Origin of the sequence: Arcobacter iocasae (assembly GCF_042214795.1) — a bacterium.
GTDB classification, from domain to species: Bacteria; Campylobacterota; Campylobacteria; order Campylobacterales; family Arcobacteraceae; genus Arcobacter; species Arcobacter iocasae.
On sequence record NZ_CP090177.1, the window covers coordinates 689,498 to 705,140 of the forward strand.

Genomic DNA, 15,643 nt, shown 5'->3' on the forward strand with positions numbered 1-15,643 from the left:
TTATTTAATTCCTCTTTTAATTATATTTTCTAAAAACAGGTTTAACTGCTTCTCCCACTAAATATTTTTCATATCCATTTTCTAATGCTTTTTTATAAACTTTCAATGATTTTTCAAATGCATTTATTGTATAGTTAACTTCTTTTTGCCTATGAGATGCCATAACATAAAATAAACCATTAAATAATACACCATTTTTTATCATCTCTTGAAATAATAAAGTTTTAAAATAAGAAGAATCTTTCATCTCATAATTTTTACAATTTATAGTCATAAAGATATCATAATCACCAATAATTTCAATATACTTTTCTAAGTTATTATTTTTAATAACTTTATTCAATCCTAACTTTAGTTTTAATCCAAACTTCCAATTTTTTTCAATAATTTTATTTTTCTTTAATTTTTTTATAGTTTCCATCATTGCTGCTAAACCATGACTTTCTGAACCATGTGTAGTAGATACCAAAAAGACTTTTTCACTTCCTTTATTTTTAATTCCACCTAAATTCATTATTTCTTTTTTTCCAGTTAATGCACAAAAAGAATACCCATTTGCGATTCCTTTACCCCATGTAGATAGGTCAGGCTTGACTCCAAAAAATTCTTGTCCTCCACCTAAATGCCATTTACACCCTAAAATCATTTCATCCAAAATAAATACTGCACCATGCTTCTTACATAACTTTTGAACTTTTAGTAAATAATCTTTGTGAGGAGCTTTAAATTTTGTAGCTTCCATAATTACAGCTGCAATATTATTTTTAGTTTTTGAAAAAAGTTTTTCTAAACTTTCAATTGAATTATAAGAAAACTTTAATGTTAAATCTTTTATAACATTAGGAATACCTGCATCACATTCTGTACTACCTATAAACCAATCATCATAACTAAAAAATGGATATTCTTGAGGTACAGCGACATACTCTTTATTTGTGAAAGTTCTACTTAATTTAACTGCAGCAGTAGTTGCTGTAGAACCATTTTTAGTAAATTTAATCATTTCATGATTTTTAGCAACATTTTTAAGAAAAAATTTAGCCGCTTTTAATTCAAGTTCACTAGGTCTTGAAAAATTAACGCCTTTATTAATTTCAGAACAAACCGCATTATTAATATCTTTATCTGCATGCCCAATAGATATAGAAGTTAATCCCATACCCCATTCCAAAAACTTATTACCATCTATATCCCATATCCAAGCACCTTTACCATGACTTATTGCTCCTGGTGATAGTTCAGGAAACTGATCATCGCCCTTTGAATAAGTATGTGCTCCACCAGGTATAAATGAGTGAACATTTTTTGAATAAATTTTTGATTTTTTAAAGTTTTTTATCATTTCTTAGTTTCCTTATTCTCATAATTTTAAATTAATTTAGTAAAATTATATTTTATATTTTTTTAAATACCAGTCAATAGTTTTAATTATACCACTATCAAAATTTTCATCTGCTTTCCAAGCAAGCTCTTCTTCTAATTTACTAGCATCTATTGCATATCTTCTATCATGACCAGCTCTATCGTCTACAAAAGTAATTAAGTTTTTATGTGAAAAGTTAGATTTAGGAACCTTTTCATCAAGAATATCACAAATAGTATTAACAATTTGTAAATTTGTTCTTTCATTTCTTCCACCAATATTATATGTTTCACCTTTTAATCCCTCGTGATAAACTAAATCTATTCCTCTACAATGATCAATTACATACAACCAATCTCTAATATTTTTCCCATCACCATATATTGGAATAGGATTTCCATTTAATGCATTTCTAATAATTGTTGGAATTAGTTTTTCATCATGTTGCTTTGGACCATAGTTATTACTACAATTTGTAATTACACAATTTAATCCATATGTTTTTACATAGCTTCTAATTATCATATCACTAGATGCTTTAGATGCGGAGTATGGAGAATTTGGTGCATAAGAAGTGGTCTCAATAAAAAGTTCATTTGGATTATCTGATAATGTTCCATATACTTCATCTGTTGATATATGATGGAATCTACAATTTTTATATCCTTCTTTATACTTAAAAGGTTTTCTCATCCAATATTTTTTCGCTACATCAACTAATGTATAAGTTCCATTTACATTTGTTTGTATAAATACACCTGGATTTTGAATAGAGTTATCAACATGACTTTCTGCTGCAAAATGAATAACTCCTCTTATATCATATTCAGTAAATATAAATTCAAGAAGCTCACGATTACAAATATCCCCTTTGATAAATTTATATCTTGGATTACACTCACACTCTTTTAGATTTTCCAAATTTCCAGCATAAGTTAACAAATCAATATTAATAAGATTATAAGTTGGATACTTATCAAGAAAGTATGATACAAAGTTACTACCAATAAATCCTGCACCTCCAGTAACTAATATAGTATTAACTCCCATTTGCAACTCTTAATAAATATTTTCCATATTCATTTTTTTTCATTGGTTCTGCAAGTTTTATTAAATCATTTTTATTTATGTACCCTTTATCATATGCAATTTCTTCTAAGCAAGCTATTTTTAGTCCTTGCCTATTTTCTAAAACTTCTACAAAGGTTGATGCCTCATGTAAACTATGATGAGTACCTGTATCAAGCCAAGATACACCCCTTCCAAGTAATTCAACTTTAAGATTTTTCTCTTTTAGATAATATTTTAATATATCTACTATTTCTGTTTCTTCTCTTATTGAAGGTTTTAATTCTTTCGCTATATTTACAACATCATTATTAAATATATACAACCCTGTAATTGCATAATTTGATTTAGGTTTAGTTGGCTTTTCTTCAATAGATATAACTTTTTGATTTTTATCAAATTCAACTACTCCATACCTTTCTGGATCATTAACATTATAACCAAAAACAGTTGGAGTATTTCCTTCTAAATTAGGAATTACATGTTTATTTATAAATGTATCAGCATGAAAAATATTATCTCCCAATATTAAGCATACCCTATCATCTTTAATAAAATCTTTCCCTATAATAAAAGCTTCTGGTAAGCCATTGGGTTTCTCTTGTATTTCATATGAAATATTTATTCCTAAATGTGTCCCATCTCTCAAAAGGTTGATAAATCTCATATTATCTTCCGGAGTAGTGATAATTAAAATATCAGTTATACCTGATAGCATCAAAATTGATAAGGGGTAATATATCATTGGCTTATCATATATTGGTAATAATTGTTTTGAAATAGTTTGAGTAAGTGGATAAAGTCTTGTACCACTTCCACCAGCTAAAATAATTCCTTTCATATTACAACTTTCCATCACTATTTTTTAATATAGATTTAATATCATAAATAACTTGATGTTTATTGTTAAATGTTAGATTTTTGTATTTATCATGAGATACAGCCATAACAATTGATTCATAATCGTCAAAATTTACATCATTAATTAAGTTTAAATTATATTCATGTTTTACTTCATTATTATCAGCCCAGTAATCAGATACTGATACATCACACCCAAATTCTTTAAGCTCTTCTATTACATCTATTACTCTTGAGTTTCTTATATCTGGGCAATTTTCTTTAAAAGTAATACCAAGTACTAATACTTTTGAACCTTCAATTTTATGACCTTTTTTTATCATTAGTTTTATTACTTGATTTGCAACATAAATTCCCATATTATCATTTAATCTTCTTCCAGCTAGGATGATCTCTGGGTTATATCCTACTTGTTGAGCTTTATGAGTCAAATAATATGGGTCAACTCCTATACAATGTCCACCAACTAAACCTGGTCTAAATGGTAAGAAATTCCATTTTGTACCAGCAGCTTCAAGAACATCATTAGTATTTATTCCTAATTTATTAAATATTATTGCAAGTTCATTTACAAATGCAATATTTATATCTCTTTGAGAATTTTCAATAACTTTTGCTGCTTCTGCAACTTTAATAGTTGGAGCTAAATGAGTACCTGCAGTTATAATACTTGAGTATAACTCATTCACTTTTTTACCAATTTCTGTAGTACTTCCTGAAGTTACTTTAAGTATTTTTGTAACTGTGTGTTCTTTGTCTCCTGGATTAATTCTCTCTGGAGAATATCCACAAAAGAAATCTTCATTAAATTTCATATTTGAAATCTTTTCAAGTACTGGTACACACTCTTCTTCTGTCGCTCCTGGATAAACTGTAGATTCATAAATAACTATATCATCTTTTTTTAAAACTTTACCTATTGTTTCACTAGCTTTTATTAGTGGAGTTAAATCAGGTCTTTTATTTTTATCTATTGGCGTAGGAACGGTGACAATATAAATATTACAATCTTTGATGTCATCTATATTTAAAGAAAACTTCATACCATTTTCCAAAGCTTCTTTTACTTGACTTTCAGTTAATTCTAAAGTTCTATCATAACCAGATGATAATTCATCAATTCTCCATTGAGATATGTCAAAACCAACTACTTCATATTTTTCTGAAAAAGCATGAGCTAAAGGAAGCCCAACATACCCAAGACCTATTACACATATTTTATTACTCATTATTTTTTCTCCACATTAAAAAACTCTAAATACCAATCAATAAAATTATCAATTCCTTCTTGTATTGGTGTTTCAGGTTTGTAATTTAAATCTTCAACTAAATCACTTACATCAGCATAAGTAGCAGGGACATCTCCAGCTTGGATTGGAAGCATATTTTTTTCTATTTTTTTACCTAACTTATTTTCTATTGCTTCAATGAAATCCATAAGCTTAACAGGATTATTATTACCAATATTATATATTTTATATGGTGCAGATGAAGTTGAAGGTTCTTTTTTATCCCAACTTTTATTTGATTTCGCTGGATTATCGATGACTCTTATTACTCCTTCTACGATATCATCTATATAGGTGAAATCTCTTAGCATATCTCCGTTATTAAATACATCGATTTTTTTGCCTTCTAGGGCTGCTTTGGTAAATAAAAAAAGTGCCATATCTGGACGACCCCATGGTCCATAAACTGTAAAGAATCTTAGTCCTGTAGTTGAAATATCAAAAAGATGAGAGTAAGTATGAGCCATAAGTTCATTTGACTTTTTACTTGCTGCATATAGAGATATAGGATGATCTACATTATGATTAGTAGAAAAAGGCAATTCTTCATTTAGTCCATAAACAGATGAACTACTTGCATATGATAGATTTTTTACATTATTATGTCTACATGATTCAAGAATATTTATAAAGCCTATAATATTACTCTCCATATATGCATCAGGATTTGTAAGAGAGTATCTAACTCCAGCTTGAGCTGCTAAATTACAAACAGCATCAAATTTTTCTTGCTCAAAAAGTTGCATCATTGCTTCTTTATCTTCAAGATTTAATTTTATAAATTTATAATTAGAATCAATCCTTGCTATGATAATTTTCCCATATGGAATTTTTTTACCATCTTCAAGAGAATCAATTATCCCTGTTCTTTGTAGTCTTCCATATTTTACATTTTGGTCATAGTAATCATTTATATTATCTAATCCTACTACTTGATTACCTCGTTCTAACAATTTTATTGCTAAATGACTACCAATAAAACCTGCTGTTCCTGTTACTAATATCTTCAATCTATATTTCCTTTTAACTATCACTATTAAAAATATCTCTTGTATAAACTTTGTCTTTTACATCAAGTATATCTTCACTTAATCTATTTGCTACAATTACATCAGAAATATTTTTAAATTCTTCTAAACTTTTAATTATTCTTGAATTAAAAAATTCATCTTCAGTTATAACTGGTTCATAAACAACTACTTCTATTCCTTTTGCTTTGATTCTTTTCATTATACCTTGAATAGCTGAACTTCTAAAATTATCACTTCCTGATTTCATTACAAGTCTATAAATACCTACAATAGTTGGCTTTTTAGCTAAAATTGAATCTGCTATAAAATCTTTTCTTGTGCTGTTTGATTCTACTATCGCATTAATTAAATTTGATGGTACATCTGCATAGTTTGCTCTAAGCTGTTTAGTGTCTTTTGGTAAACAATATCCACCATAACCAAAGCTTGGATTATTGTAATGAGTTCCAATTCTAGGATCTAATCCAACACCCTCAATTATTTGTCTAGAATCTAAATTATGAGATTGTGAGTAAGAATCTAATTCGTTAAAATATGCAACTCTCATTGCTAAATATGTATTTGCAAAAAGTTTTATAGCTTCTGCTTCAGTTGAGTCTGTAAAAAGGATATCGATATTCTCTTTTATAGCACCTTGTGCTAAAAGTGAAGCAAAGATAGTTGCTCTTTCACTTTTCTCACCAACAATTATTCTTGAGGGATATAAATTATCATATAAAGCAAGCCCTTCTCTTAAAAATTCTGGTGAAAATATGATATTATCAGTTTTGAATTTTTCTCTTAGAGTTTTTGTATAACCTACTGGAATAGTTGATTTTATTACCATTGTAGTCTTTGGATTTATATTTAATACATCTGCAATAACATATTCTATTGATTTTGTATTAAAATAATTAGTTTCTGGGTCATAATCTGTTGGCGTTGCAATAATCACATAGTCTGCATTTTTATATGCTTGCTCTTTATCTAAAGTTGCAGTAAAATTTAAATCATCTCTTTTCAGATACTCTTCAATCTCTTTATCTTCTATTGGGGATATCTTTTTCTTTAACATCTCAACTTTTTCAGGAATGATATCTAGTGCAACTACTTCATTGTGTTGTGATAATAAAATTCCATTTGATAAGCCAACATATCCTGTTCCTGCTATTGCTATCTTCATTTATTTTTTTCCTCTTTTTTTATCCCTTTTATAAATTCTATAAAAAATATTAAAAATATTGATAAAATAAATCCTGAGACAAAAGCAGCTATTACAATTAATTTTTTCTTAGGTATTATTTGATTGGTTATATCTTTTCCTATTTGTTTAGTATCTTGAATATTATAAGATGATATACTAAACTCTAGATCTTTTATCTTTGATATTAGTTCAAACTTTAAAGCTAAACGTCCATCAAACTTATTTTCATTTTTTTCTAATAACTCATTTTGAGATTTTAGGTTATTAATATTTCCCATTATTAAAGATTTATAATTGTTAATTAATACTTTATGTTCATCAATTAATTTTTTTATAATCTTATCTAAAAGATTTGTTGCATCTGTATTTGATTTTGATTGACTTGTTATTTCTATCAGGTTTGGAGTTGACTTTACTAAAATTACTGAAGATATAATTGCTTTTTGATTTTTTTCAACATTATCGATATTTATTATTTCTAGTTTTTTTATAAGACTTTTTGGATTTTCAATATAATTGTTATTGTTCTTGTTATTACTATTACTATTACTATTACTAAAACTACCAACTTCTATTACCCCTTTTACTTCATAGATTGGCGTTTTTGTATATGCATATATTACTGCTCCTATAGTAACTATTAATGTAAATATAATAATAAACTTTTTATGACTCCAAATAGTTAAAAAAAGTTCTCTTAAATCTATTTCATCTTCTTGTATTTGATTATTTTGTACCAATCTCTTCTCCTAATCTATTTTCCCAATCATATGCACTTTGACATATCAAAGACAAATTTTCATACTTTGGTATCCAATTCATTTTTGATTTTATTTTTCTATTATCTGAAACTAAAATTGCAGGATCACCTGCTCTTCGAGAAACAATCTCAGATATAAAGTTTGTATTTGTAACTAATTTCATAACTTCTACAACTTCTTTAACACTAAAGCCTTTCCCATAACCACAATTAAATATATTACTAGAATTTTCATTAAGAAAATCTATCGCTTGTATGTGAGCATTAGCTAAGTCTAAAACATGTACATAATCTCTTAAATTTGAGCCGTCTTTTGTTGGGTAATCATCTCCATAAATCAATATTTTATCTCTTTTACCTAAAGCAGTTTTTGCAACTAAAGGAATAAGATGTGTTTCAGGCTCATGACACTCTCCAATAATCAAATCTGCACTCGCTCCTGCCACATTAAAATATCTAAATATCACATATTTAAAATCAGCAGTAACACTTGCAGTATCTTGCAAAACTTTTTCACTCATGAGTTTACTCATACCGTATGGATTTATTGGATCTGTCGGATAAGTTTCATCTATCCCTGTATTTGGGATATTTGTTGGTTCACCATACACAGCAGCTGTACTTGAAAATATAAATTTGCTTATGTTATTTTCAACTGCACATTTGATTAGGTTTGTTGTATTAACTGTATTGTTCATATAATATTTTAAAGGATTTTCAACTGATTCTGGTACTACTATACTTGCTGCAAAATGGATGATTATATTTATTTTATTTTCTTTTACTACACTATTTACTTTATCAAACTCTTTTAAGTCTAGTTCTATAAATTTGAATTCTCTTATTGTTTTTAGTGTGTCAAGGGTTTTTAAGCTACCTGTTGAAAGGTTGTCAAGTATGATTATATTGTAACTTGTGGTTTCTAATAATTGCTTTGCTACATGGCTTCCAATGTATCCTGCGCCACCTGTTATTAATATATTCAAATCATATCTCTCATTCTTTAATTCTAGTGTAAGATTATATCAAATAGAATCTTTAATTTGTATTTAAATAGTTAATGAAAAGTTACAAAAAATATTTGATTTTGATAATTATTATGTTTAATGTAAAGACTAACTATATTGTTAAAATCAATTTTTTATTATAACATTTAAATATAATTTTGAAGTTTTGTTTTAGATTTATAAATGGAGGAGCTAGTCGGACTCGAACCAACGCATATCGGATTTGCAATCCGAGGCATTACCAACTTTGCTATAGCTCCGTAAAAATTAAATCATATAAAATAAGAATTAGATGATTTAACTAAAGTGGCAGAGAGCAAGGGATTCGAACCCTCGGAGGCGTGAACCTCGCCGGTTTTCAAAACCGGTCCATTCGACCAACTCTGGCAACTCTCTAACATTTATATAATAGTGGTGCGAATGGTCGGAATCGAACCGACACTCCGAAACCGGAATGGGATTTTAAGTCCCACGCGTCTACCTATTCCGCCACACTCGCACTATTTGGTAGATTAAAAGAAGTGTTATTTCTTAAAATGGAGTGGAATTATATTTAAAAAATTATTCTTTGTCAATAGTTTTTAATTTTATTTTCCAAATTTTTTGATATAATCATCCGATATACAAATATTAAGGATTTATATGAGAAGTGATGAAGTAAAAAAAGGCTATGACAGAGCACCTCATCGATCATTATTTAGAGCTACAGGACTAAAAGATGATGATTTTGGTAAGCCATTTATTGGAGTTGCAAACTCTTTCATTGAAATTATTCCAGGACATTTTTTTCTAAACAAAGTTGCAGAAATAATAAAAGAAGAAATAAGAGCAAATGGTTGTGTTCCATTTGAGTTTAATACAATTGGTGTAGATGATGGTATTGCTATGGGGCACGATGGTATGTTATTTTCACTACCTTCAAGAGAATTAATAGCAAACTCTATTGAAACAGTTATGAATGCACACAAACTTGATGCAATGATTGCAATTCCAAACTGTGATAAAATCGTGCCAGGTATGATAATGGGGGCTATTAGAGTTGATGTTCCTACTGTTTTTGTAAGTGGTGGTCCAATGGCTAAAGGTCATACAAAAGATGGTGTACCTATTGACTTAGCAACTGCATTTGAAGCTGTTGGTAAATTTGAAAAAGGTGATATGACAGAAGAAGAACTTACAGATATTGAATGTAATGCCTGTCCAAGTGGAGGTTCATGTTCTGGTATGTTTACAGCCAACTCTATGAATACGCTTATGGAAGCTATGGGAATCGCCCTTCCTGGAAATGGAACAATCTTAGCTTTAACTCCTGAAAGAGAAGAGTTATATAGAAAAGCAGCAAGAAGAGTTTGTGAAATTGCAAAAGATAATGAATCAAGAGAAAAATTCAAATTATCAAATATCTTAAATGAAAATGCAGTTAGAAATGCCTTTGCTGTTGATATGGCTATGGGTGGAAGTTCAAATACTGTTTTACACATGTTAGCTATTGCAAAAGAAGCTGGTGTTAATTTTGAATTAAGTGACATAAATGCTATTTCTAAAAGAGTTTCTCATATTGCTAAAATTTCTCCATCTTTATCTACTGTTCACATGGAAGATATCAATAAAGCAGGTGGAGTTAATGCAGTTATGAAAGAGATGACAAAAAGAGGTGAAGATATCTTATTGGATAATTTAACTATCTCTGGTGAAACTCTTTATGAAAAAATAGCTGATGCTTATATAAAAGATACAAATATTATACATACTATTGACAACCCATACTCAAATGTTGGAGGACTTGCAATTTTATATGGTAACTTGGCAGAACAAGGTGCTGTTATAAAAACTGCTGGTATTACAGGAGCTAGAGCACTTACTGGTAAAGCAGTTTGTTTTGATGGACAACCTGAAGCCATAGCTGGAATCTTAGGTGGAAAAGTAAAAGCTGGTGATGTTGTAGTTATCAGATACGAAGGTCCAAAAGGTGGTCCTGGTATGCAAGAGATGTTAGCACCTACATCTTTAATCATGGGAATGGGACTTGGTGATAAAGTTGCACTTATTACTGATGGAAGATTTTCAGGAGCTACAAGAGGTGCAAGTATTGGACATGTATCACCAGAAGCGGCAGAAGGTGGAATGATTGGATTACTTAAAGATGGAGATGAAATTCATATTGATGTTGACCAATATATTTTAGAAGTGCATTTAAGTGATGAAGAAATAGCTAAAAGAAAAGCAGCATTTACACCACTTAAAAAACCACTAAAATCAAAATGGCTAGGACAATATAGAGCACTTGTAACAAATGCAAGTAGTGGTGCAGTTTTAAAAACTGACCTTTAATAAATCTTGGGAAAACCCACGATTTATTAACAAATATTAATCAATCTATTAATTTTTCATTTACGCAAAGCAAATAAAATTTCATTATAAATAAATTTGAAAAGGATTCACATGAAAATAAAAAATGTTTTAATTTTTAATCAAAAATTATTAATCATTTCATCCTTACTTGCTGTAAATATGTTTGCAAAGAGTATTGATTTTGATATGGCACCCAAAAATCCACAAAGAGTAGCTCCTAGTAATATGAGTCAAATTTTATCATTTAATGATTCCATTAAAAACTCTATGCTTTCAGTGGTAAATATTTCTACAAAAACACACATGACTAGTCAAGATGGAAATGTTCCAATGGAGATGTTTAATGATCCTTTGTTTAGAAGGTTTTTTGGGGATCAATTTGGAAACCAATTTAAGCAAAACAAAATCCAAAGAGCCCTTGGTTCTGGTGTAATTGTTTCAAAAGATGGTTATATAATTACAAATAATCATGTTGTAGAAAATGCAGATGAAATAACAGTAACCTTATCAGGTGATACTACAGAATATACTGCAAAAGTAATAGGTAAAGATGCCGATTCAGACTTAGCAGTTATTAAAATCGATGCTAAAAACCTAACTCCAATAAAAGTAGCTAATGCAGATGATTTAAAAGTTGGAGATGTTATTTTTGCCATTGGAAATCCTTTTGGTATAGGAGAAACTGTAACCCAAGGAATTATCTCAGCATTAAATAAAAATAGAGTTGGAATAAATAGATATGAAAACTTCATTCAAACTGATGCATCTATAAATCCAGGAAATTCTGGTGGTGCATTAGTTGATAGTAGAGGTGCCCTTATAGGTATCAATAGTGCAATTATCACAAGAAGTGGTGGTAACAATGGTATTGGTTTTGCAATTCCAATTAATATGGTAAAAGAAGTAGCTACAAAACTTGTAGAAGAAGGAAAAGTAACTCGTGGCTATTTAGGTGTAGTTATTAATGATTTAACAAAAGAGTCAGCAAAAGTATATAATCACAAAAGTGGAGCACTTATCTTAGAAGTTGGAAGAGATACACCAGCTGCTAAATATGGTCTAAAAAGAGGTGATTTAATTTATGCAATAAATAATAAACCTATCAAAGATAGAGCTGCATTACAAAATACTATTGCTTCTTTTAAACCAAATGCTAAAATTATACTTCAATTAGAAAGAGATAAAAAAGATGTAGTTATAAACGCTCAATTAGGCAATAGAGATGGCTTAATTATTAGTGAATCAGTCAATGGAACTATTCTAGGTGGCTTACAACTAAGTGATTTAGATACAAATATCATAGATAGATTTAGACTTCCTAGAAATATAACAGGTGTTTTAGTTACAAATGTGAAACCAAAATCTGATGCTGAAAAAGTTGGTTTTCAAGCTGGTGATGTTATTATACAAATTGAAGATATTACAATAAATAGATTTTCAGATGTACAAGAAGCATTAAGAAAATATAATGACAAATATAAAAGAGTTTATGTAAATAGACAAGGACAAACTATTTTATTAGTTATTAAATAAAGGACTTACCATAATTAAAGTATTAATGATAGAAGATGATTTAGAATTAGCTGAAATCATCACAAACTATTTAAAACCCTTTGACATCGAAGTTACAAATACAGATAGCCCATATACTGGGCTATCTATAATTAAAACCGATCCGAGCTATAAACTTCTTATATTAGATTTAACCCTTCCTGAAATAGATGGTTTAGAGCTTATTCCAAAAATTAGAACAACATCCAATATTCCAATTATTATATCAAGTGCTAGAGATGATATTTTAGACAAAGTTATGGGATTAGAAAGGGGTGCTGATGATTATCTACCAAAACCTTATAATCCAAGAGAATTACAAGCTAGAATAAAAGCTATTTTAAAAAGATTAAATATTGAACCAGTTAAAAAAAGTGAAAACTCTATTTTTGAATTAAGCTTAGAAAATATGAAAATATTTTTTAAAGATACGCTTTTAGATCTGACCATGGCAGAATTTGATATCTTAAAACTTCTTATACAAAGAAAAGGTGGAGTAGTTGCTAGAGAAGACTTTATCTATGACAGTTTGCATATTGAAGATGATAGTAGTCTAAAAAATATTGATGTTATGATATCAAGAATAAGAAATAAAATTGCATTAGTTGATAATTCAACCACTTACATTAAATCTGTAAGAGGAATAGGATACCAATTATCTATATGAAAAATATATCTATAACTGCATTTATAAATACTATCTTTGTATTAGCCCTTGCTGCAATTACAACTACATTTTTATTTTTTGTAAAATTAGATAAAGAAAAGTCCAACCAAGAGAGACAACAAAGATATAGCATAATTGCTAATGGTGTGTTAAATAGCTTGGAACTACTACCTAAAGAAGAACAACTTAAAAAACTATATTTACAGTTTGAAGTAAATCCCATAGAAGATAGAACAAAAAAGTTAGATATTATAAATCATGCAAAAGAGCTTATGTTTCAAGAATCTTCTTCTGGAAGAGTAAGGATTTATGAACACTATAATAAGTTCTATATTTATGTTCAAAAAATGAGCTATAATATTCTTCTATTAGATTTAAAATCAAAGCCCTATAATAGAAGTATTGCCTTAGTTATATACATATTTGCAGTTGCTATTTTTCTATCACTATATTTTGCTATACGAAGAAAATTTATTCCTCTAAGAACACTAGACAAACAAATACAAAAATTCTCAAGTGGTGACAAAAATATAAAACTTGACTTCCAAAATAATGATGAAATAGGGAAAATTGCAAAAAGCTTTAATGATGCAATAAGAAATATAAATAATCTAACAGACTCAAAAAATCTATTTATGCGAAATATGATGCATGAACTTAAAACTCCTATTACAAAAGCTATGTTCATAGTTGAATCCCTTGAAGATGATAAAAATAAAGAAATATTAGGAAGAGCATTTGAAAGAATGAATAATATTATAAAAGAGTTAGCTACAGTTGAAAAACTCTCTTCTAATATGTCTGTTATTTACAAAGAAAATACAACATTCTTTAATATATACAAAAAAGCTATGAATATATTACTTATTGATGCAAGTACAATTAGTACCAAAATGAGTAATTTTGACCTAAAAGTTGATATTGCACTATTTTCAATTACACTAAAAAACTTAATAGACAATGCAATAAAGTTTTCTCCAAATCACCATGCAACATTGATAGCCACACAAAAAAGAATAGAAGTTATCTCTAGTGGTGAAAAATTAAAATATGATTTAAATTATTATACAGAACCTTTTTCTCAAGAAGAGAAAAGAAAAGATGGTTTTGGATTAGGTTTATATATAGTGAAAACTACCATAGAACTGCATGACTTTAAGTTTAAGTATGCCTATGAAAATGGTAAAAATCACTTTATTATTGATATGAGTAAATAAAATTATTTACTCAATTATCATTTTATCTTCGACTCTAAACATTGTAAGATAAGGTAACCTTCCTGGTAACTTTATTTTATTTGTATTTCCACTGTGAACTGAGTCTAATTCTTTACCAGTTTCAGTTATTATCTTTTTAAAGTTAATATAATATAGTCCATCTTTAAAATATATCTTTCCAATATCATTATCTACTTCATCAATCTTTGTATTTAAGGGAACAAAAATCTCTATATCTTCATTTGGATAAGTTTTATATTTACAATAAAAGTGCTCTTCATCTTCAGTTACAAGTCCACTTACTTCATAAGTACCTTTACTTAAGGCATACTCATGATTTTGAGAATCTGCTCTTTCAAATGGTCTGTGAATCAAGTAGGCATCAGTAAAGCCTCTGTTTTTAGTAGTTGCTAACTCTTTTTGATATTTTTCCGCTTCAAAATTATTTGTATAAAAGTCATCTATTGCCATTCTATAAGTATAAGCTGTAACTGCCGCATAATAAGGTGACTTAGTTCTTCCTTCAATTTTTATAGAATCAACTGCTCCACTTTTTAAGATCTCATCCACATGGCTAGCTAGGTTCATATCTTTTGCATTGAAAATATAAGTTCCTACACCTGGTTCTTCTTCGAGTCTGAACATTGTCCCATGATCTTCATTTGCAGCATATAAAGTATACTCAAATCTACAATCATTAGCACAGCTTCCTCTATTAGGTACTCTTCCCATTTGAACAGCACTTACTAAACATCTTCCACTATAGGCAAAACACATAGAACCATGAACAAATATCTCTATTTCCATATCTGGTAAATGTTTTTTTATTTCAGTTACATCTTTTAGACTTATTTCTCTTGCAGCTATTATTCTTCTAACACCCATGTCATAATATACTTGGGCATCTAGATAATTCATAACATTTGCTTGCGTTGAAAGGTGAATTGGAATATGAGGTGCAATTTCACGACAAAGTCTTACAACTCCAGGAGCAGCTACGATAAATGCATCAGGCCCTACTTCTGCCATTTGAACTATATGTTTTTTCAAAAGCTCAATTTGTGAATTAAAAGGGAATCCATTGATTGTAGCATATACTTTTTTGCCCAATGAGTGTGCGTAATCAATTCCTTCTTTAAAACTTTCAAAAGTAAATTCTTTTCCTGATCTAATTCTTAAACTAAAGTGGCTAACCCCTCCATAAACAGCATCTGCTCCGTAAGCAATTGCTATTTTTAACTTTTCTAAATTTCCAGCGGGACTTAATAACTCCACTTTATTCATTAATATTTCC

13 protein-coding genes and 3 tRNA genes are annotated in these 15,643 nt (G+C 28.9%); 4 read left to right on the forward strand and 12 right to left on the reverse strand.

Going from position 1 to position 15,643, the window contains the following annotated elements; all coding sequences use genetic code 11:
* Positions 1 to 16 precede the first annotated feature (16 nt).
* The 11 genes from LXN10_RS03470 to LXN10_RS03520 form a co-directional block, all read right to left on the reverse strand.
* The gene (locus tag LXN10_RS03470) at positions 17 to 1,342 is read right to left on the reverse strand and encodes a glutamate-1-semialdehyde 2,1-aminomutase (protein WP_375724551.1); all 1,326 of its coding nucleotides are present in this window, start codon (positions 1,340 to 1,342) and stop codon (positions 17 to 19) included.
* A gap of 45 nt (positions 1,343 to 1,387) precedes the next feature.
* Positions 1,388 to 2,413, reverse strand: coding sequence for a dTDP-glucose 4,6-dehydratase (rfbB, locus tag LXN10_RS03475; RefSeq protein WP_375724552.1), 1,026 nt, complete (start codon positions 2,411 to 2,413; stop codon positions 1,388 to 1,390).
* A complete protein-coding gene (rfbA, locus tag LXN10_RS03480) occupies positions 2,403 to 3,272 on the reverse strand; it encodes a glucose-1-phosphate thymidylyltransferase RfbA (RefSeq protein ID WP_375724553.1) in 870 nt (289 codons plus the stop codon). The genes rfbB and rfbA overlap by 11 nt, the downstream gene beginning before the upstream one ends.
* Position 3,273: 1 nt before the next feature.
* Positions 3,274 to 4,521: a nucleotide sugar dehydrogenase gene (locus LXN10_RS03485; RefSeq protein WP_375724554.1), complete on the reverse strand. Its 1,248-nt coding sequence runs from the start codon at positions 4,519 to 4,521 to the stop codon at positions 3,274 to 3,276.
* The gene (locus LXN10_RS03490) at positions 4,521 to 5,591 is read right to left on the reverse strand and encodes an NAD-dependent epimerase (RefSeq protein WP_375724555.1); all 1,071 of its coding nucleotides are present in this window, start codon (positions 5,589 to 5,591) and stop codon (positions 4,521 to 4,523) included. Before LXN10_RS03490 ends, LXN10_RS03485 begins: the two co-directional genes overlap by 1 nt.
* Positions 5,592 to 5,604: 13 nt before the next feature.
* Positions 5,605 to 6,774 (reverse strand): nucleotide sugar dehydrogenase, encoded by a 1,170-nt coding sequence (locus LXN10_RS03495; protein ID WP_375724556.1) that lies wholly within the window; start codon positions 6,772 to 6,774, stop codon positions 5,605 to 5,607.
* Positions 6,771 to 7,535 (reverse strand): Wzz/FepE/Etk N-terminal domain-containing protein, encoded by a 765-nt coding sequence (locus tag LXN10_RS03500; protein WP_375724557.1) that lies wholly within the window; start codon positions 7,533 to 7,535, stop codon positions 6,771 to 6,773. The genes LXN10_RS03495 and LXN10_RS03500 overlap by 4 nt, the downstream gene beginning before the upstream one ends.
* Positions 7,522 to 8,541: a UDP-glucose 4-epimerase GalE gene (galE, locus tag LXN10_RS03505; RefSeq protein ID WP_375724558.1), complete on the reverse strand. Its 1,020-nt coding sequence runs from the start codon at positions 8,539 to 8,541 to the stop codon at positions 7,522 to 7,524. The genes LXN10_RS03500 and galE overlap by 14 nt, the downstream gene beginning before the upstream one ends.
* A 205-nt stretch (positions 8,542 to 8,746) precedes the next feature.
* Positions 8,747 to 8,822: transfer RNA gene (locus LXN10_RS03510), tRNA-Cys, on the reverse strand.
* A 47-nt stretch (positions 8,823 to 8,869) separates the two neighbouring features.
* Positions 8,870 to 8,958, reverse strand: a tRNA-Ser gene (locus LXN10_RS03515).
* Positions 8,959 to 8,974: 16 nt separating this feature from the next.
* Positions 8,975 to 9,061 (reverse strand) — tRNA-Leu (locus tag LXN10_RS03520).
* A gap of 143 nt (positions 9,062 to 9,204) precedes the next feature.
* Here LXN10_RS03520 and ilvD point away from each other — a divergent pair.
* From ilvD to LXN10_RS03540, 4 genes are all read left to right on the forward strand, one after another.
* A complete protein-coding gene (ilvD, locus tag LXN10_RS03525) occupies positions 9,205 to 10,893 on the forward strand; it encodes a dihydroxy-acid dehydratase (protein WP_375724559.1) in 1,689 nt (562 codons plus the stop codon).
* 111 nt (positions 10,894 to 11,004) lie between these two features.
* Entirely contained in the window at positions 11,005 to 12,447 is a 1,443-nt protein-coding gene (locus LXN10_RS03530; RefSeq protein WP_375724560.1) for a Do family serine endopeptidase, read from the forward strand.
* Between the two features lie 10 nt (positions 12,448 to 12,457).
* Positions 12,458 to 13,132, forward strand: a complete 675-nt coding sequence (locus tag LXN10_RS03535; RefSeq protein WP_375725320.1) for a response regulator transcription factor — start codon at positions 12,458 to 12,460, stop codon at positions 13,130 to 13,132.
* Entirely contained in the window at positions 13,129 to 14,349 is a 1,221-nt protein-coding gene (locus LXN10_RS03540; RefSeq protein ID WP_375724561.1) for an ArsS family sensor histidine kinase, read from the forward strand. The genes LXN10_RS03535 and LXN10_RS03540 overlap by 4 nt, the downstream gene beginning before the upstream one ends.
* 6 nt (positions 14,350 to 14,355) lie before the next feature.
* Here LXN10_RS03540 and LXN10_RS03545 read toward each other — a convergent pair whose 3' ends face one another.
* Positions 14,356 to 15,633, reverse strand: a complete 1,278-nt coding sequence (locus LXN10_RS03545) for a peptidase U32 family protein (protein WP_375724562.1) — start codon at positions 15,631 to 15,633, stop codon at positions 14,356 to 14,358.
* Between the last annotated feature and the right edge of the window lie 10 nt (positions 15,634 to 15,643).

Excerpts from the sequence above, each read along its gene's own strand:
- LXN10_RS03470 (WP_375724551.1), bottom strand. The coding sequence starts at position 1,342 with ATGATAAAAAACTTTAAAAAATCAAAAATTTATTCAAAAAATGTTCAC.
- LXN10_RS03485 (WP_375724554.1), bottom strand. The coding sequence starts at position 4,521 with ATGAGTAATAAAATATGTGTAATAGGTCTTGGGTATGTTGGGCTTCCT.
- rfbB (WP_375724552.1), bottom strand. The coding sequence starts at position 2,413 with ATGGGAGTTAATACTATATTAGTTACTGGAGGTGCAGGATTTATTGGT.
- LXN10_RS03545 (WP_375724562.1), bottom strand. The coding sequence starts at position 15,633 with ATGAATAAAGTGGAGTTATTAAGTCCCGCTGGAAATTTAGAAAAGTTA.
- LXN10_RS03530 (WP_375724560.1), top strand. The coding sequence starts at position 11,005 with ATGAAAATAAAAAATGTTTTAATTTTTAATCAAAAATTATTAATCATT.
- LXN10_RS03540 (WP_375724561.1), top strand. The coding sequence starts at position 13,129 with ATGAAAAATATATCTATAACTGCATTTATAAATACTATCTTTGTATTA.
- ilvD (WP_375724559.1), top strand. The coding sequence starts at position 9,205 with ATGAGAAGTGATGAAGTAAAAAAAGGCTATGACAGAGCACCTCATCGA.
- LXN10_RS03495 (WP_375724556.1), bottom strand. The coding sequence starts at position 6,774 with ATGAAGATAGCAATAGCAGGAACAGGATATGTTGGCTTATCAAATGGA.
- rfbA (WP_375724553.1), bottom strand. The coding sequence starts at position 3,272 with ATGAAAGGAATTATTTTAGCTGGTGGAAGTGGTACAAGACTTTATCCA.